This window comes from Mycetocola spongiae (assembly GCF_020424085.1).
Taxonomy (GTDB): Bacteria; Actinomycetota; Actinomycetes; order Actinomycetales; family Microbacteriaceae; genus Mycetocola; species Mycetocola spongiae.
On the sequence record NZ_CP080203.1, the window covers coordinates 1,187,935 to 1,205,706 of the forward strand.

The following is a 17,772-nucleotide window of genomic DNA, read 5'->3' on the forward strand; positions in this document are numbered from 1 at the left end:
AGTAGGGTTATTCGCCTTCGAGAATGCTGTCGGGCTGAATATCGATTTTTGCGCCGGTGAGCTTGGCGGCGAGTCGCGCGTTCTGGCCTTCCTTACCGATGGCCAGCGAGAGCTGGTAGTCGGGAACGAGGGCGCGCACGGCCTTAATCGACTCGTCCAGGATGAACGCGCTGGATACCTTCGCGGGCGAGAGCGCATTGGACACAAACGTCGCCAGATTCGGCGAATAGTCCACGATGTCGATCTTCTCGGCACCCAGCTCCTCGGTGACGGCCCGCACGCGGCGACCCATCTCCCCGATGCAGGCACCCTTGGCGTTAATCGAGGAGTCGTTTCCGCGCACCGCGATCTTGGTGCGGTGACCGGCCTCGCGGGCCAGCGAGACGATTTCCACCAGGCCGTTGGCGATCTCGGGGACCTCCAGCGCAAAAAGCTTACGCACCAGGCCGGGGTGGGTGCGCGAGACGGTGATCTGCGGACCCTTCAGGCCCTTGGCCACGGCGGTGACATAAACGCGGATGCGCTGACCGTGCTCATATTTCTCGCCCGGCACCTGCTCCTCGGGGGGAAGAATGGCCTCGATGCTGCCCAGGTCCACGTGGATCATGCGCGGGTTGGGGCCCTGCTGGATCACGCCGGCGACGATATCGCCCTCGCGGTCCTTGAACTCCCCGAGCACTCCGTCATCGGCGATATCGCGCAGTCGCTGGTTAATAACCTGCTTGGCGGCATAGGCCGCGATGCGGCCGAAGTCATCGGGGGTGGTCTCGGATTCACCGATCACCAGGCCCTCATCGTCGAGCTCGGGAACCAGGACGGCAACGTGGCCGCTCTTGCGATCCAGCTGGACGCGAACCTGGGGTTCCTCCTGGCCTTCCTCCTGGGTGACGTGCTTGATATAGGCCGTCTGAATGGCCTGCTCAATAATCTGCACCAGCTCGTCGAACGGGATTTCTTTTTCCCGTTCCATCATCTTCAAAACACTGAGGTCGATGTCCATCGGAGGCCTCCTCTATTCAACTAAATTTTTGCCCGCCGCAGTGGCGCGGGTCGATCTCTAACCGTACCGGAAATTTTCCCATCCCGTCACCACATACGGCGCATTCACCGGCACCCCAAGACGCCGATCCCGCCCACCCGCGGCCCCGCCACCCGGGAGGACTGTCCGAAATAGCCCGGATGTATCCGCCCGGTTACGCGGGCTATCCCAGCTGCCAGGCGGGGAAGACCCCTCCCGGATCCTGGGCGCGGTGGATCCGCGCGAGCCGCGGCGCGTTCTCCCCAAAATAGGCAACCGCGGGGTTTTCCAGCCCGGGATCGGGATAGTTCACATAGGCCCCCGGGCCCCATGCGGGTGTGCTCACCGCGCGCAGCGAGCGCACCGCGGCGCGATAGGGCGCGGGATCGGAGCCATCGGCAAAATTGGCGGTGTATTGCGCGCTATACAGGGCCCCGCGATGACCAAATGCGCCGGGGTCCCCCGCGGGTGCATTCACGGCGCCGCCGAGCGCATCAAGGGAGAACCCTCCCTCGCTCAGGCCCGCGGTGGCCCCCGCGGCCTCCGCCGCCGCGATCAGCGCCGCGATCTCGGGCCCGGTCAGCGCCCGGGTGGCGATCCCCGAGGTGGCCACAAATGAGACCCGGCGGATCAGCCCTCCGGGGCCCGAGACACAGGCAGCGGCATCGCCCCCCGCGCAGCCGGCGTAGCGCATCATCGCGTCCAGATACTCGCGCTGAACCACCTGATTATCCAGGGCAGCGGGCAGCCCCGCGGTGAATCCCGCCAGGGCCGCGCGCAGCGCCGCGGGATCCCCCGTGGACGTGCCCGATACACTCAGCGAGGCGCCGCGGGGATGATCCGCGCCCACCAGATATTTCAGGGTGGACCAGATACTCGGATCGGCCGCGGGGGCCCAGTCCTGCCACGCGGCGATCACGGCGGGGGCGGCCTGGGCGGGGAAGGAGAGAAAAAACATCGTCACGCGCGGGGCGGGGCGCGTGCGCATCATAAATGCGGTGACCACCCCGAGTAGGCCGCCTCCTCCCCCGCGGCAGGCCCAGAAGATATCGGCATCGTTTTCAGCGTCCACGGTGCGGATCTTCCCGTCGGCCGTGACGATCTCCACCGCGGCGACCTGATCGCTCGTGAGCCCAAATTCCCGCGCCAGGACCCCCACGCCGCCGCCCAGCGCGAGTCCGCCGATCCCCACCGTGCCGCAGCTGCCCCCGCCGATCGCCCGACCCGAGGCCGCGAGGCGCTCATAAACCAGGGCCAGCGGGGCCCCGGCACCGATCCGGGCGATGCCGCTGGCGGCATCCACGTCCACCGTATTCAGCGCGGCAAGCGATACCACCAGTTCCCCGGGGAGCCCGGTAGTGCCGCCACCCCCGGAGGACCAGCCGGCGTAATTATGTCCGCCCGAGCGGGCCGCAATCCGCAGCCCGGAGGCGGCCGCGAAGGAGACCGCGGCGGCGATATCCGCGGAATCGCGGGCCCGCACGATGCCGGGCGGGGCCGCGCCGTCATAAACGGGAATCTCCGTGGGCACCGCCGCCGGATACTCGGGATCGCCGGGGCGCAGGAGCCGGTCGCCGAGCGTGCGCGCGAGCGCGTCCCAGTCGGGTGGGCCCGCGGGGGTGGGGCCCGGCGACGCCGAGGTGCCGGGGGTGGGGCCGGGATCGGTGCCGGTCACACAGCCGGTGAGCGCCAGGGCACCCAGGAGCAAAAAATGTCGCCGTTCAAGTTCCATGCCGCGCTCCGCTCGTTCCCGTGTGGCCCTACCGGTCGGGCCCTACCGGTCAGGCTATGCCCGCGGCGCCCGCGCGGCGGGCAGGGACGCGCCCCCATCCGTGGAGGGGTTGGCCGCCTCCCGGCGCACCGTGGAAACTTCGAGGGGGTCCACGCGTTCCCCGTCCGCGGTGAGATAGGCCAGCTCTACCCCGCTGCTATCCCCGACCCGATAGGCCAAAACCTCGCGGCCCTCGGCGAGCGGGCGGTGCCGAGTTCCCCAGTAGCCCAGCGCACTGACCAGCAGGTTAAACTCGCGTCCGGCATCGGTGAGCAGGTATTCAAAGCGTTCGCGCGAGCCGGGCTCGCGATAACCGCGGCGGGCCATGATGCCCTCCTCCACGAGCATCGCGAGGCGATCGGTGAGGATATTGGGGGCGATGCCGAGGCCATCGCGAAAATCGGCGAAGCGCGTGGTGCCGCGCAGGAGAGCACGGCGCAGGATCAGGAGCGCCCAGCGGTCCCCCACGATCTCCAGTGCCCGCTCGACCGGGCATAGCGCGGGATCGTATTCGGGTATGGGGGCCTGCTCCGTGGGGGTCATAACCGAGAGTGTATCCACCTGAGTTGCAAAAATCTACTCAGATGACCTAAGTTGTATTTCACTACTCAGCCGCCCGATTGGATCCCCATGCCCACACTCTCCCCCCGCGCCGGTTTTTGGACCGCGGCCGTCGTCGCGGCCCTCGCTCTGTGGTCCAGCGCCGCCCCCACGCTCGCCTATCCGCTCTATGAGGCGCAGTGGGGACTCTCCCCCGCCGCCTCCACCTGGGTCTTCGCCGCCTATCCCGCGATGCTGATCGTGGTCCTGATCCTGTGTGGCAATCTCTCGGACTATATTGGCCGCCGCGCCACGATCCTCTGGGGGCTGGGCGCGCAGCTGATCGGCTCGCTGATCTTCGCCGGGGCCCCCGATTTTGGCTGGCTTATCCTCGGCCGGCTGTTTATCGGCGCGGGCGTGGGCCTCGCCCTGAGCCCGGCGAGCGTGGCCATGGTGGAATTCTCCACCCCGGCAAGGCGGGCCGCGTCCGGCGCGGCCACCACCACCGCGACCGCCGTGGGGCTGGCCCTGGCCACCCTGGTCGGCGGGGCCCTGATTCAATATGCCCCCGCTCCCCTGCACCTGAGCTTCCTGGTGCTCGCCGGCATCACCGCGGGGGTCATGCTGCTCGCCTCGGCGCTGCCGCGGCATAACCCGGCCGAGCCGGCCGGGCGCTGGCGGGTGCGCCCGATTGCGATCCCCCGCTCCTCGCGCCGCGCATTTGGCATCGGCGCGCTCACGATCAGCGCGGCCTATCTGTGTGGCGCGCTGATTCTGCCGCTGGGCGCCCAGATCGCCCACTCCCTCGCGGGCTCCACCAATACCCTGGTCACCGGCGCACTGATGGCGGTATTTCCGGTGATGGTGGCGGCCGGGTCGCTGCTGACCCGCGGCTGGAGCACCCGCGGCCTGATCCTCGCCGCCGGCGGCAGCCTGATCGCGGGGCTGTGGCTCTTTGATCTCACCGGCAGCGTCCCGAGCCTGCTGCTGTATTTTGCCGCCTCGGCCCTCGCCGGGCTGGGCTATGGCCTCGCGTTTACCGCGGGACTGATCATCCTGACCCGGCATGCACCGCCGCAACATCGCGCGAGCATGGTCTCCGGCGGCTATCTGATCGGCTATCTTGCGCAGGGAATCGCCGCCCCGGTCCTCGGCGCAATCGCCACCGGGGCGGGCCTGCGCACCGCGTTGCTGGTCGGCGCGGCCGCCTATACGGTGATCTTTATGATCATGATGACGCAGGCGCGCCGATTGGGCGCGGCGCTGCCCGCTTAACCGCCCTCGCCGCCGCATTCACGAGGAATGCGGCGGCGAGGATTACCCCGGATGACTATCCGCGGGCGGCCTTCAGGACCGAGAGCAGATCCTCGATCTTGGTGGGCGTGCGCTCACCGCTCTTGCGATCCCACAGCTCCACCTCGCCCTCGGCCACGCCGCGGCCGAAGATCACGATGGTGGGAAGGCCGATCAGCTCGGCGTCACCAAATTTCACGCCGGGAGATACCTTCGGGCGATCGTCAAAGAGCACGTCAAAGCCCGCGGCATCCAGCCCCGCCACGGCGGCCTCGGCGGCCTCAAAGACCGCGGCGTCCTTACCGGTCGCGATCACGTGCAGGTCAAACGGCGCGATATTGGGCGTCCAGCTCAGGCCCTTCTCATCGCTGTTCTTTTCCGCAAGCAGCGCCAGCGCGCGGGTGATACCGATGCCATAGGAGCCCATGGTCACGGTCACCAGCTTGCCGTTTTCGTCGAGCACCTTCAGACCCAGCACATCGGCGTATTTGCGGCCGAGCTGGAAGATATGTCCGATTTCCACGCCGCGCGCGAGTTCCACCGGGCCGGAGCCATCGGGGGCGGGGTCTCCCGCAAGAACCTGGGCGCACTCGATCACGCCGTCGTGGCTAAAATCGCGTCCGGAAACGAGGCCAAAAACGTGCTTGCCGTCCACATTGGCACCGGTGATCCAGGAGCTTCCCTCCACCACGCGGGGGTCCACAAAATAGCGGATCTTGGTGGCGGATTCCTCACCGAGCACGGCACCCTCGGGCGACCAGGGGCCGATATAGCCCTTGACCAGTCCGGGGTTTTTCGCAAAATCTCCCTCGCCCGCGGCGTCTACCTCGGCGGGGGCCACGGCGACCTCCACGCGCTTGAGGTCCACCTCGCGGTTGCCGGGCAGGCCCACCACGATCAGCTCACGCGATCCATCAATATGGGTCAGCGCAAGCACCACGTTTTTCAGGGTATCGGCGGCGGTCCACTCGCGGCCATCGGCCCGCGGGTGCTGCGCATTCGCGGCGGCCACCAGCTTCTCGATGGTTTCGCTCTCGGGGGTATCAAAGACCTCGGCGGCCGGCTGTCCCTCGATTGCGATAGCCGCGGGAACCTCGGTGGTATAGGCCTCAACATTGGCCGCATAGCCGCCATCGGAGCGCACAAAGGTATCCTCACCGATCACGGTGGGGTGCAGGAACTCCTCGGAGCGCGAGCCACCCATGGCCCCGGCATCGGCCTTCACGATCACATATTCCAGGCCCAGGCGCGTGAAGATGCGCTGATAGGCATCGCGCTGGAGCTGATAGCTGGCGTCCAGGCCGGCATCGGTGTGATCGAAGGAATAGGCGTCCTTCATCGTGAACTCGCGTCCGCGGAGCAGGCCCGCGCGGGGGCGCGCCTCGTCCCGGTACTTATCCTGGATCTGATAGATCGACAGGGGCAGGTCCTTATAGGAGTTATAGAGGTCCTTGACGAGCAGCGTAAACGCCTCCTCGTGCGTGGGCGCGAGGAGCATATCGGAGCCCTTGCGGTCCTTCAGGCGGAACAGGTTTTCGCCATATTCCTCCCAGCGACCCGAGATCTCATAGGGCTCGCGCGGCAGCAGCGCCGGGAAGTGCACCTCGTGCGCCCCGGCCGCGGCCATCTCTTCGCGAACGATCTGTTCGATCTTCGCCTTGACCCTCAGGCCCAGTGGCAGCCAGGCAAAAATGCCGGGCGCCTGTCGGCGGATATAGCCAGCACGCACCAAAAGGCGGTGGCTCTGTACCTCGGCGTCGGCCGGGTCTTCTCGCAGTGTACGGAGGAAATAGTTTGAAAGGCGTGTAACCACGTACCCATGTTAGTGCCCAACCGGGGGCGGCCGCATGCCCGATTACGCGGCCGGGAGCACAGCGGGCGCCCAGCCCGAGCCGCCGCGACCGGCACCCGCGCGCATTCCGGGGCCGGATCGGCCCGAGAAACACGTCGGGGCCCGCGAGAATACTCGCGGGCCCCGACGGCGATGATTAACCCTTGGGGCCCACCATCACCTGAACATTGCCGGTTCCGCCGCCCTCGGCCACGGGCATCGAGGCCGCGATCCGGTTGGCCTCCTCGATCAGCGTGGCGACGATCTCGGACTCGGGAACGGTCTTGATCACCTCACCCTTCACAAAGATCTGGCCCTTGCCGTTACCGGAGGCCACACCGAGATCGGCCTCGCGGGCCTCTCCCGGTCCGTTCACCACACAGCCCATCACGGCCACGCGCAGCGGAACGGTCATGTCTTTAAGACCCTCGGTGACATCCTCGGCGAGCGTATAGACGTCCACCTGGGCGCGGCCACAGCTCGGGCAGGAGACAATCTCCAGCTTGCGCTCGCGCAGGTTCAGCGACTGCAGGATCTGCAGGCCCACCTTGATCTCCTCGGCGGGCGGGGCCGAGAGCGAAACGCGAATGGTATCGCCGATGCCCTCGCCGAGCAGGATGCCAAAGGCGGTCGCGGATTTGATCGTGCCCTGGAATGCCGGGCCGGCCTCGGTCACACCGAGGTGCAGGGGCCAGTCGCCGCGCTCGGCGAGCAGGCGATAGGCCTTCACCATCACCACGGGGTCGTTATGCTTCACGGAAATTTTAAAATCGTGGAAATCGTGTTCCTCAAAGAGGCTCGCCTCCCAGACCGCGGATTCCACGAGGGCCTCCGGGGTGGCCTTGCCGTATTTCTGCAGCAGGCGCGGGTCCAGCGATCCGGCGTTTACACCGATGCGCAGCGAGACACCCGCGGCCTTGGCCCGCTTGGCGATCTCCCCCACCTGGTCGTCAAATTTCCGGATATTTCCGGGGTTCACGCGCACCGCGGCACAGCCGGCGTCGATTGCCTGGAATACGTAGTTCGGCTGGAAGTGGATATCGGCGATCACCGGGATCTGGCTCTTCATCGCGATGATCGGCAGAGCCTTGGCATCGTCCCGGCTGGGGACGGCCACACGCACGATATCGCAGCCGCTCGCGGTGAGCTCGGCGATCTGTTGCAGCGTCGCGTTGATATCGGTGGTGGGGGTGGTGGTCATCGACTGGACGCTCACCTGAGCGTCACCACCGACAAGAACCTTGCCCACCTTAATCTGGCGCGACTTGCGACGCGGGGCCAGAGTTTCGGGAACCTTGGGAAGACCTAAATTGATTGCAGCCACTTTGTTATCCTACGCCGACTTCTCGCTAGAGTGCTCGCGCGCCACTGCGCTACGAACGAACGGTGCCCTATTTAAAGAGCTGAATGGGGTTCACGAGGTCCGCAAAAATGAGCAGCACGGTCATCCCACCAAGCAGCAGCGCGATGACCATCGTGAGGGGTATGAGCTTCGCGGCATCCACGGGGCCCGGATCGGGACGCCCAAAGAGCTTGGCAAAGAAGCGCCGGATGCCCTCCCAGGCGGCGGCCACAACGTGTCCGCCGTCCAGGGGCATCAGCGGGATCAGGTTAAAGGCAAAGAGGGCCACGTTAAGCGAGCCGAGCAGCCCCACCAGGGTGGCGGCCTTATCCGAGACGCTGACGCTATCCATCGAGACCAGCTCGCCGGCGATGCGCCCCACACCCACCACGCTCATCGGGCCATTGGGATCGCGCTCCCCCGCGCCAAACGCGGCCTTGGCCACGCCCACGAGGCGATCGGGCAGGTTGATGATCATATGGAATACGGCGCTGACGTTATTGCCCACCATCGGGGCCACATCGCTCAGGCCCCCGCGCACGGCCTCATTGGTGGGGCTCATGCCGATGAAACCCACCTCCTCGGTGCGGAAGCTGCCGTCGGGGTTTTTCTCCTGCACGCCGTTTTTATCGTAGACATAGCGCTCGGTCAGCAGCGGGGTGATGCTGAGCGTCATCGGTTCGCCCGCGCGCTCGATCTCCAGCGGCAGGGTTTTTCCGGGCGAGGTGCGGATGATCTCGGTGGTCTGATCCCAGGCGCTCAGCGGCGTTCCCCCGAGCGAAACCAGGTGGTCCCCGGGCCGCAGCCCGGCGGCCGCGGCGGGCGTCTCGGCGAAGGAATCATCGCATTCGGTCGCGGTGCTGCCCGCGGGCACCACACAGGCGTTAACAACCCCCACGGTGGTGCTGGGCTGGGCAATACCAAAACCCATCACCAGGATGGCCATAAAAACAAACGCCAATATAAGGTTCATTGCCGGACCGCCCAGCATCACGATGATGCGTTTCCAGACGGCCAGGCGATAAAACGAGCGCGCATCCTCGCCCTCACCGATGGTCTCGGCGCTGGAATCCCGGGCGTCCTGGACCAGCCCATCAAAGAGCCGGCGGCGGGTTTCCTCGGCGGGTTCGGCCTCCCCGGGCCCGTCCACGGCCACCGGGGCGGGGCCGCGGCGGCGCAGAATCTCGGGGCGATCATCGCTCATCGATTGCAGGAATCCCGTGCTTGAGGCACGGGCCTTCTCATTGCCCTTGGGCGGAAACATGCCGATCATGGCGATATAACCACCCAGCGGGATGGCCTTAACACCGTATTCGGTCTCGCCCTTTTTGCGCGACCACAGTGTTTTACCAAAGCCCACCATGTACTGGGTGACCTTCACGCCAAAAAGCTTGGCCGGAACCAGGTGACCGATTTCGTGTAGGCCAATGGACAGGGCGAGCCCGATCACGATGATCAGGATTCCCAAAATATACAGCAGCACGGTTTCCACCCCAGAACTTTACCGCGCGGTTCTTGGATACCGACCATTAGCGCTGTAAGAACCCTGTGAAGGGCTGGGAGAACACCGTGAGGCGATGGGGAGGCGCGGGGCCCGATCATGAGACGATTAGGGGGTGAGACCCCTACAGCGCACCGCCACGACCCTCGCCGATCTGATCGACGGCATCCTCGCCGACCCCGCCGCGGGCGGCGATACCGGCCCCAGCGATCTCGCCCGGGCCCGCACGATCACCGTGACCGGCGTGAGCATGGCCGGCAATGAGGTGGAGTCGGGGGATCTTTTCCTCGGCGTTCCCGGCGCCCGCTTTCACGGCGCCAAATTTGCCGCGCAGGCGCAGGAGCGCGGCGCTGTCGCCGTCCTCACCGATGCCGAGGGTGCGCGCCTGATCGCCGAGGCCGGCGATTGCCGGCTGCCAGTATTTATCGGCCGCGATAACCCGCGCGAATATGCCGGGACCCTCGCCTCCCGCGTCTATGGCACCGATATCATCCACGCCCTGACGCTGGGCATCACCGGCACCAACGGCAAAACCTCCACCGCCCATTTCCTCGACGCGCTGCTGCGCCAGCTGGGCCTGATCACGGGCCTGAGCTCCACCGCCGAGCGGCGCATCGGCACCGAGGCCGTGATCAGCCACCTGACCACCCCCGAGGCCCCCGAGGTACACGCGCTCCTGGCGCGCATGATCGAGGCCGGGGTGGATGCCGCGGTGATCGAGGTCAGCGCGCACGCCCTGACCCGTCACCGCATCAACGGCGTGAAATTTGATGTGGTTGGTTTCACCAACCTCAGCCACGACCACCTCGACGACTATGACAGCATGGACGATTATCTCGACGCCAAGATCGAGCTCTTTGAACCGCGCTATGCCCGCCGCGCCGTGGTCTGCCTGGACACCCCCGCGGGCCTGACCGTGCGCGATCGCGCGCAGATCCCCGTGACCACAATCTCCACCGCGGGCGTGGCCCCCGCGGGCACGGTCACCGACTGGGTGGTCACGGTGGAGCAGGAACACCCCACCCACACCACGTTCCTCCTGGATAACCCGACCCATGGCTCGGTGCGCACCCGTATTCCGATGATCGGGGCCCATATGGCCTCCAATGCCGGGCTGGCCATCGCGATGCTGGTGGAGGCCGGGCTGAAGCTCACCACCATCGCGCAGGTACTCGCCGCCGATGGCGAGATCTCCGCCGAATTGCCCGGCCGCCTCGTGCGCGTCTCGGGAGATTCCGGTCCCACCCTCTATGTGGACTCCGGCCATACCCCGGATGCCTTTGCCAAAACGCTGCAGGCAGTGCGCGCCGTGACCCCGGGCCGCGTGATCATGGTCACCGGCGCCGATGGCGGGCGCGATTCCAGCAAGCGCCCCGAGATGGGCGCGGAGGCCGCGCGCGGCAGCGACCTGCTGATCATCACCGATCACCATAGCCGCACCGAAAACCCGGGCGAGATTCGCGCCGCGCTGGTCGCGGGGGCACGCACCCAGGTCACCGCCGATCATATCCTCGAGGTTCCCGATCCGGCGCGGGCAATCCGCACCGCCGTGGAGCGTGCCGGCGCCAATGACACCATCCTGTGGTGCGGCCTGGCCTCGCAGGACTATCGCGATGTGGGCGGCGTGGAACGTCCGTTTTCCGTGGTGGACGCCTCGCGCGCCGCCCTGCGCGAATTTGGCTGGCTCGACTAAACCTGCCGCGGCGGGCTGCCGGCCCTAGCGGGCAATCAGCGCGCGGGCCTTCTCGCGCGCCCAGGTCTCGGCTTCGGCCAGCGATTCCAGGCTCAGCACATCGTTGGCCTCATGCGCCTCCACCACGGCCCGCACGGTATCCAGGATCCCCAGATAGGACAGGGCCCCCGCGTGGAAGGCCAGCACGGCCTCCTCATTGGCGGCGTTATATACCGCGGGGAAGCTCGAACCGGCACGCCCCACGGTCTTGGCCAGCTCCACCGCCGGGAATGCCTCATCGTCCAGCGGCTCGAAGGTCCAGGCCTGCGAGCGGGTCCAGTCCAGCGGCGCACCCACGCCCGCGACGCGGTGCGGCCAGTCCAGCCCGAGCGAGATCGGCAGGCGCATATCCGGGGGCGAGGCCTGGGCCAGGGTGGAGCCGTCGATGAACTCCACCATCGAGTGCACAATCGACTGCGGGTGCACGGTCACGTCGATGCGGTCATAGGGCACACCAAAGAGCAGGTGCGCCTCGATCACCTCGAGCCCCTTATTAACCAGGGTGGAGGAATTGGTGGTGACCATCAGGCCCATATCCCAGGTGGGATGGGCGAGGGCCTGCGCGGGCGTGACCGAGCGCAGCGATTCGCGCGAGCGGCCGCGGAACGGGCCACCCGAGGCGGTCAGGATCAGGCGGCGCACCTCATGCTTTTCGCCGCCGCGCAGCGCCTGCGCAATCGCCGAGTGTTCGGAGTCCACGGGCACAATCTGGCCCGGTGCGGCGAGGTCACGCACGAGGTCGCCGCCCACGATCAGGGACTCCTTATTGGCCAGCGCCAGGATACGGCCGGCCCGCAGCGCGGCGAGGGTGGGGCCCAGCCCGATCGAGCCGGTGATGCCGTTGAGCACCACATCGGCCTCCACATCACGCACCAGCTGCTCCGATTCCGCGATGCCCAGGGCCGTGTGTTCCACCCCAAACTCCTCGGCCTGGGCCGCGAGGGTCACCGCATCGGTTCCCGCGGCGAGGCCCACCACCTCAAAGCGGGTGCGGTTGGCGCGAATCACGTCGAGCGCCTGGGTGCCGATGGAACCGGTGGATCCGAGAATGATAATGCGTCGCATGCGGCGAATACTCCTTGCGTCCGGGGAAGTGCCGGTGAGCTCGCCGCCACCGCTCCAGCGTAGCGCGATCCCCCGCCCCCGGGGCAGACAAAACGGCCCCGGAGAATTCCGGGGCCGTATATGTCGCCGCGATTAGCGCGTGGTAGCGAGGATCTCCACATAGAACACCAGGGTATCGGTGCCCTTAATATCGGCCTGCGCGTTTCCGTTGGCGCCATAGCCCTCGGCGGGCGGGATGACCACAAGCGTCTTCGAGCCGACCTTATGATCCACCAGGGCCTTGCTGAAGCCCTCGATGACCTGGGTGGAACCAAACGTGGCGGGCTGGCCGCGCTTATAGCTATCGTCGAAGACCAGGCCGGTGCGCCAGTTCATGCCCATATAGTTCACGGTGACCTGATCGCCGGACTGGACCAGCTCGCCATCGCCGGCCTCCAGCTCCTCAAACGTGAGCTTGCTGGGCGGGTTGGTATCGGGCAGCGAGATGGTGGGAACCTGCTCGCCGTTAAAGGACACCGTGGGGGCGTCCTTATATTCGCCCGAGAGCGGGCGGTCGGTCGGGGGCTTTTCCACCGAAACGATATCGGCCACGATCAGCAGGCTGTCATCGGCGCCGATGTTCAGCTGCGGGTAGCCCTGCTCGCCGTACATATCCGCGGGGGTGGAGAGAACCGCGATGCGCGAGCCGATGTTATGGCAGCCCAGCGCGGCCAGGATGCCGGCGGGGATTTTTTCCTTATCCAGGGCGAGGACATCGGAATCGCTGCCGTCGTACTTCGAGGTATGGGTGGCATCGCCGGTGGTGGCGTTATAGAGGCTGATATTGGCGGTGACGATGTCTCCCGACACGGTCTTCTCGCCCTTGCCCTCGACCACGGTGCGCGCCTGCGAGGTGCTCACCTTGGTGCCCTTTGCGATGCTGATATTCGGGACCTTACCGAAGTCCTTATCGATCTTGGCCGATTCCACCTCCTTGCCTGCGGAGAGCGGGACACAGCTGGCCTCGTCCGTGGCGGCATCGCCGGAGCCGCTGGAGCATCCGACAAGCAGCAGCGAGGTGGCCGCCGCCAGGGCAATAAAGGAGGGAATCTTCACGAAAAAACTTTCATCAAACGCTTGGGGGCAATAGGGATATCCCTAGTTTGCCCGATAAGTCTGGATCTCGCCTGAGCCGATTGCGAAAATGCGTGGAATTTCGCCGCGCCGACCGCATAACGCGGAGGGCATACTCGGCAGAGTACCCTCGATGAAGTGACCGAGAACGCAGAAATTACCACCGCCTCCAAGCCCGGGTTTGTATACCACCTGGGGCGCGCGGTCATGATCCCGATCGCCAAGATCATTTATCGGCCGCGGATCGAGGGGCGTAAAAACGTGCCGCTGGAGGGTCCCGTGATCCTCGCGAGCAACCACCTGTCCTTTATCGACAGCATCATCATTCCCGTGCTGGCCCCGCGCCGCGTGCAGTTCCTGGCAAAATCGGCCTATTTTGAGGGGACCGGCATTAAGGGCTGGTTCTCCCGCATCTTCTTCACCTCGATCGGTGCCGTGGGCGTGCGCCGCGGCGCCGGGGCCGCCGCGCAGGAGGCCCTGGACCAGGGAAAGCAGATCCTCGAGGGGGGCAACGCGTTTGCGATCTATCCCGAGGGCACCCGCTCGCTGGATGGCCGCCTCTATAAGGGCCGCACGGGTGTGGCCTGGCTTGCACTGACCACGGGCGCCACCGTGGTCCCGGTGGGCCTGATCGGCACCAATAAGATGCTGCCGATCGGCGCGAAGGTTCCGCGACTTAAGCGCGTCACGCTGCGCTTTGGTGAGCCCATCGACGTGAGCGCGCACGGCCCGGCCACCAGCGGCAAGGCTCGACGCCTCGCCACCGATGAGATCATGGCCGCGATTCACGCGCTGAGCGAGCAGGAGCTCGCCCACGAATATAACGAGTCTCCGCCCGCCGATGTGATCGAGAAGGTTCGCCGCGCGGTCTGGCGGCGCGAGCGCTTCTAGCCTCCCCCACCCCGCGGCTATCCGCCATCCCGGAACCGCCGCCCAGGCGGCGCGCCACCCCGGCGGCGGCAAGCGTTGTTATTCTCGAGGGGCCCGCCCCGCGCCGCAGTGGCCGGCGGGAAGAGCACCGAGGATAAGATGACGTTTACCCTGAACCTGGAGATCGCCGCCTCCCCCGAGCGCGTATTTAACTTCGTGGCCGATTTTGCCACGATGCCGCGCTGGTATGCGGCGGTCACGCGCGTGGAAAAACTCGGCGCAGCAGGCACCGAATATGCGGTGTATCGCACGCTCCCCGGAGGCGACGTGAGGAATCGGGTGGCGCGTACCAACTTCGAGGAGGGGAAAACCGTCACCTTCACCTCCGTGCAGGGCCCCACCCCGTTTCGCTACCGCTATACCGTGGAGCCGGTATCCGGGGGATGCGCGCTGGAACTCACGGGCTCGATCGGGGCCGAGGGGCTCACCGGCCCGGTGCGGCTGCTCGCCCCCATGGCCGAACGCCTCTTTGCGCACGGTATGCGCGATAATCTGGGCGCGCTCCAGCGGCTCCTGGAGGACTAGCCGCGCACCCGAATCTCGGGTTCATGCCGCACGGGGAAATTCACCGAGCGCGCGATAAAACACAGTTCATTGGCCCGCTGATGCGCGGCGAGCGCCGCCTCCCGCATCGACTCCCGCTCGATCGTGACCACGGGGTGCAGCACGGCCTCGATAAAATTGCCGCCGCCCGCGCCGTCCTCGCGCATCAGCGCGGTGGCCACGTCCCGATAATCGGTGACCACCACACCCGCGGTCACGGCGACGTGCAGATAGCTCAGCAGATGGCACTGTGCGAGGGCCGCGAGCAGCAGATCCTCGGGGTTCCATTTCTGGGGATCGCCGCGGAACGGGCGATCCGCGGAGCCCTCCAGATCGGGTTTTCCGGCGACCGATACCCGCACATCGCGGCCATAATCCCGATAGCCGCTGGTGCCCGTTCCCCGATTGCCGTCCCAGCGCAGGGCAAGTTCATAATTGTGTTCGCCATACATGGTGTCTAGTCTGACATGCCGGAGCGATCCGGGTACGCTGGATTGGTGACCCCAATTCAGAGTGCTTCCCCCGTCCTGGCCGAAACATTTAGCGCGGCGCATGCCGTCGAGCTGGCTCAGGTGGTGCGCAGCGGCTTTGTGGAGTCCCGTCATATCGGTTCGGCAATTGTCCTGAACCAGCACGCCGAGGTGATCCGCTCGCTCGGCGATCCGCAGGCCCCGGTCTTTCCGCGCTCGGCGCTGAAGCCCTTCCAGGCCATCGCCGCCATGAACTCGGGTGTGGGCCTACGCTCGGCCGCCGCGGTGCTCGCGAGCGCGAGCCACTGCGGCACGCAGCGGCATATCTCGGTGGTGCGCAGCATGATCGCGCAGGCCGGCCTGACCGAGGCGGCGCTGCAGTGCCCACCCGCCCTGCCGCGCGATAACGCCTCTCGCACCGAGCTGCTGCGCGATAACGTCGAGCCCGCCCCCATCTATATGGAGTGCTCGGGTAAGCATGCCGCGTTCCTGCTGGCCTGCGCCCAAAACGGCTGGCCCATAGAAAACTATCTGGACCCCCAGCATCCCGTGCAGCTTCAGGTGCGCGATGTGATCGAGCGTTTCTGCGGCGAGCGCCCCCTCCTGACCGGGGTGGACGGCTGCGGTGCGCCGGTATTTGCGATCTCCCTCGCGGGGCTCGCCCGCGGATTTGCGCGCATTCGCACGTCCTCGGCGTCCTCGCCGTTTGCCCTATATCGTAATGCCGGCATCCTCGCCGATGCGGTGCTCTCCGAGGGATGGGCCATCGACGGCCCGGGCCGCCCGGATACCGTGATCGTGGATCAGCTGGGAGTCTTTACCAAGACCGGCGCCGAGGGCATCATCGCGATGGCCGCGCCGGATGGCACCACCGCCGCGGTGAAGATCCTCGACGGCAGCCCGCGGGCCGCGGCGCTTGTGGGCCTGAGCCTGCTCGTGGATGCCGGTGCGGTGCCCCAGGATCAGGCCGAGGCCACGATCGCCCGGCTGCCGCTGCAGCTCTCGGGCGGCGGGGCCGTGGTGGGAGAGATTCGCGTCTCCCCCACCATCATCGCCGGCTAGCTACCGCGGCGCGGTGGCGGCGAAGAGCGCGCGGCTGGTCGCCTCGATGACCGCATATTCGTGGGCGTCCAGGGTGAGCCCCAGCGCCGCGAGCCACGGGGCCTGATCCGCGGGGGCGATGGTGGCCCCCGTGATCTCCGCGTCCCGGTCGGGATCGGGTACGGGCCCGGGATCGCCGGCCGCGGTCACCTCCAGATTTGGTGCGCGCAGGTGGGTATCGTCCACCTCCTGCAGGGCCTCACCCGCGCCCAGCAGCGTGGCATCGCTCCCGGGCACGCCCGTCAGCAGCAGACCCACGGGCATGCCGTTCTCGTCGAATCCGGCGGGCAGGCTCAGCGAGGGGAATCCCAGGGCGCTCCACGCGGCGGTGAAATTGGTTTGGTCCGCGGGAATGCTGCTCGCAGCATAGGGCGCGGCCCCGGTGGGCCAGGTGGGTGTGGCGATCGCCGTGAACCCCGCGAGGCGTTCGGCCAGCTCGCGGCGCAGGAGCGCGATGCGTTCCCGGGCGCCCGCAAGCACCGGCCCGGGGATGGCCGCCCCCAGCACGATCAGGCGGCGGAAGGAACGGCCATAATCGTTCCACTGGGTGCGCAGGCGCTCGGCATGCTCGGCATAGGTCTCGGCCACCGCGATGCAAAAGGTCAGCGAGATCAGCTCGTCAAATTCGGGCAGCGCAAGCGGCTCGATGTGATAGCCGCGTTCGGAGAGCAGGCCCAGGGCGCGGCGCACCGCCGCGAGCGTATCGTCGCTCACTCCGCGCTCGGCGGTGAGGAGTTCCTCGGGCACACCGATGCGGAGCGGATCCGCGGGGGTGGCGGCATCAAATCCGGGGGCAAGCACCTCCATCAGGAGGCGGGCATCGCGGGCGCTGCGCACGATCGGTCCGGCGTGATCCAGGCTGGGGCTTGCCGGCAGGCAGCCGCCGGTGGGCACCACACCGTGGGTGGGCTTAAGCCCGGTGAGGCCACACATGGCCGCGGGGATCCGGATCGACCCGGTGGTATCGGTGCCCAGCCCGCCGGCAAAAAATCCGGCGGCCAGGCCATTGGCGGTGCCCGAGCTGGAGCCCCCGGGCCAGCGGGTGAGATCCCAGGGGTTGCGGGGAATCGGGAAGGGCTTGGCGGGGTCGGGACGCCCCATCGCGTGCTCCACCATGGTGTTATGTCCGGTGATGACCGCGCCCGCGGCGCGCAATCGGGCCACGGCATCGGCATCGGCCCCCACGCGGCGGCGCGGATCCAAAACGAGGCTCTGCGCATTTGCCGGTTCCTCCACCGTGGCAAAAAGCGCCTTAATACCCAGCGGCACCCCGGAGAGTGCGGGGAGGACCTCGCCGGCCTCCCGCGCCCGCTCGTGTTCCCGGGCGGCGGCCAGCGCGCCCTCGTCGAAGATACTCAGATAGCTGCCGAGCAGCGGGTCCCAGCGGCGCGCGCGTTCGCGCATTTCCGCGAGGAGGTCCACGGCGTTAATCGCTCCGCTGCGCAGGCCATCGCGGAGGTGAATAAGATCGGCGGCGGGGGGCGCAGGGGGAATCATCATTGGGGCCTTCCTTGGCTCAAAA

General features: G+C 66.9%; 15 protein-coding genes. 5 read left to right on the forward strand and 10 right to left on the reverse strand.

The window, feature by feature from the left end; all coding sequences use genetic code 11:
* Nucleotides 1-7: 7 nt before the first annotated feature.
* From nusA to KXZ72_RS05515, 3 genes are all read right to left on the reverse strand, one after another.
* Nucleotides 8-1,000: a transcription termination factor NusA gene (gene nusA / locus KXZ72_RS05505; RefSeq protein ID WP_226082795.1), complete on the reverse strand. Its 993-nt coding sequence runs from the start codon at nt 998-1,000 to the stop codon at nt 8-10.
* 202 nt (nt 1,001-1,202) lie between these two features.
* Nucleotides 1,203-2,750: an FAD-binding oxidoreductase gene (locus tag KXZ72_RS05510; RefSeq protein ID WP_226082796.1), complete on the reverse strand. Its 1,548-nt coding sequence runs from the start codon at nt 2,748-2,750 to the stop codon at nt 1,203-1,205.
* Between the two features lie 54 nt (nt 2,751-2,804).
* Nucleotides 2,805-3,332: a winged helix-turn-helix transcriptional regulator gene (locus tag KXZ72_RS05515; RefSeq protein ID WP_226082798.1), complete on the reverse strand. Its 528-nt coding sequence runs from the start codon at nt 3,330-3,332 to the stop codon at nt 2,805-2,807.
* An 87-nt stretch (nt 3,333-3,419) separates the two neighbouring features.
* Here KXZ72_RS05515 and KXZ72_RS05520 point away from each other — a divergent pair, with 87 nt between their 5' ends.
* A complete protein-coding gene (locus KXZ72_RS05520; RefSeq protein WP_226082799.1) occupies nt 3,420-4,604 on the forward strand; it encodes an MFS transporter in 1,185 nt (394 codons plus the stop codon).
* A 55-nt stretch (nt 4,605-4,659) separates the two neighbouring features.
* Here the strand turns inward: KXZ72_RS05520 and KXZ72_RS05525 are convergent, their stop codons facing one another.
* From KXZ72_RS05525 to KXZ72_RS05535, 3 genes are all read right to left on the reverse strand, one after another.
* On the reverse strand, nt 4,660-6,435 hold the full coding sequence (locus KXZ72_RS05525) for a proline--tRNA ligase (protein ID WP_226082801.1): 1,776 nt from the start codon (nt 6,433-6,435) through the stop codon (nt 4,660-4,662).
* Nucleotides 6,436-6,610: 175 nt separating this feature from the next.
* Complete coding sequence (gene ispG, locus KXZ72_RS05530; RefSeq protein ID WP_226082802.1) at nt 6,611-7,777, reverse strand: flavodoxin-dependent (E)-4-hydroxy-3-methylbut-2-enyl-diphosphate synthase; 1,167 nt, start codon at nt 7,775-7,777, stop codon at nt 6,611-6,613.
* A 67-nt stretch (nt 7,778-7,844) separates the two neighbouring features.
* The gene (locus KXZ72_RS05535; protein ID WP_404823681.1) at nt 7,845-9,278 is read right to left on the reverse strand and encodes a M50 family metallopeptidase; all 1,434 of its coding nucleotides are present in this window, start codon (nt 9,276-9,278) and stop codon (nt 7,845-7,847) included.
* Nucleotides 9,279-9,411: 133 nt separating this feature from the next.
* On the opposite strand from KXZ72_RS05535, the gene KXZ72_RS05540 reads away from it, so the two are divergent.
* On the forward strand, nt 9,412-10,989 hold the full coding sequence (locus KXZ72_RS05540; RefSeq protein WP_226082804.1) for a Mur ligase family protein: 1,578 nt from the start codon (nt 9,412-9,414) through the stop codon (nt 10,987-10,989).
* 24 nt (nt 10,990-11,013) lie between these two features.
* Here KXZ72_RS05540 and KXZ72_RS05545 read toward each other — a convergent pair whose 3' ends face one another.
* Together KXZ72_RS05545 and KXZ72_RS05550 are read right to left on the reverse strand one after the other, a co-directional pair.
* Nucleotides 11,014-12,093, reverse strand: coding sequence for a 1-deoxy-D-xylulose-5-phosphate reductoisomerase (locus tag KXZ72_RS05545; protein ID WP_226082805.1), 1,080 nt, complete (start codon nt 12,091-12,093; stop codon nt 11,014-11,016).
* A gap of 132 nt (nt 12,094-12,225) precedes the next feature.
* Nucleotides 12,226-13,188, reverse strand: coding sequence for an FKBP-type peptidyl-prolyl cis-trans isomerase (locus KXZ72_RS05550; protein WP_226082806.1), 963 nt, complete (start codon nt 13,186-13,188; stop codon nt 12,226-12,228).
* Nucleotides 13,189-13,413: 225 nt separating this feature from the next.
* Between KXZ72_RS05550 and KXZ72_RS05555 the strand changes: the two genes are divergently transcribed.
* Together KXZ72_RS05555 and KXZ72_RS05560 are read left to right on the forward strand one after the other, a co-directional pair.
* On the forward strand, nt 13,414-14,097 hold the full coding sequence (locus KXZ72_RS05555) for a lysophospholipid acyltransferase family protein (protein WP_226083440.1): 684 nt from the start codon (nt 13,414-13,416) through the stop codon (nt 14,095-14,097).
* Nucleotides 14,098-14,235: 138 nt separating this feature from the next.
* Nucleotides 14,236-14,661 (forward strand): SRPBCC family protein, encoded by a 426-nt coding sequence (locus tag KXZ72_RS05560; protein ID WP_226082808.1) that lies wholly within the window; start codon nt 14,236-14,238, stop codon nt 14,659-14,661.
* Here KXZ72_RS05560 and KXZ72_RS05565 read toward each other — a convergent pair.
* A complete protein-coding gene (locus tag KXZ72_RS05565) occupies nt 14,658-15,131 on the reverse strand; it encodes an OsmC family protein (RefSeq protein WP_226082810.1) in 474 nt (157 codons plus the stop codon). The genes KXZ72_RS05560 and KXZ72_RS05565 overlap by 4 nt on opposite strands.
* Nucleotides 15,132-15,176: 45 nt before the next feature.
* Between KXZ72_RS05565 and KXZ72_RS05570 the strand changes: the two genes are divergently transcribed.
* A complete protein-coding gene (locus tag KXZ72_RS05570; protein ID WP_226082812.1) occupies nt 15,177-16,211 on the forward strand; it encodes an asparaginase in 1,035 nt (344 codons plus the stop codon).
* Here KXZ72_RS05570 and KXZ72_RS05575 read toward each other — a convergent pair whose 3' ends face one another.
* Nucleotides 16,212-17,750: an amidase gene (locus tag KXZ72_RS05575; RefSeq protein ID WP_226082813.1), complete on the reverse strand. Its 1,539-nt coding sequence runs from the start codon at nt 17,748-17,750 to the stop codon at nt 16,212-16,214.
* Nucleotides 17,751-17,772 lie beyond the last annotated feature (22 nt).

Coding starts and splice junctions, on each gene's coding strand:
- KXZ72_RS05560 (WP_226082808.1), top strand. CDS start 14,236: ATGACGTTTACCCTGAACCTGGAGATCGCCGCCTCCCCCGAGCGCGTA.
- KXZ72_RS05565 (WP_226082810.1), bottom strand. CDS start 15,131: ATGTATGGCGAACACAATTATGAACTTGCCCTGCGCTGGGACGGCAAT.
- KXZ72_RS05510 (WP_226082796.1), bottom strand. CDS start 2,750: ATGGAACTTGAACGGCGACATTTTTTGCTCCTGGGTGCCCTGGCGCTC.
- KXZ72_RS05515 (WP_226082798.1), bottom strand. CDS start 3,332: ATGACCCCCACGGAGCAGGCCCCCATACCCGAATACGATCCCGCGCTA.
- nusA (WP_226082795.1), bottom strand. CDS start 1,000: ATGGACATCGACCTCAGTGTTTTGAAGATGATGGAACGGGAAAAAGAA.
- KXZ72_RS05575 (WP_226082813.1), bottom strand. CDS start 17,750: ATGATGATTCCCCCTGCGCCCCCCGCCGCCGATCTTATTCACCTCCGC.
- KXZ72_RS05555 (WP_226083440.1), top strand. CDS start 13,414: ATGATCCCGATCGCCAAGATCATTTATCGGCCGCGGATCGAGGGGCGT.
- KXZ72_RS05520 (WP_226082799.1), top strand. CDS start 3,420: ATGCCCACACTCTCCCCCCGCGCCGGTTTTTGGACCGCGGCCGTCGTC.
- KXZ72_RS05545 (WP_226082805.1), bottom strand. CDS start 12,093: ATGCGACGCATTATCATTCTCGGATCCACCGGTTCCATCGGCACCCAG.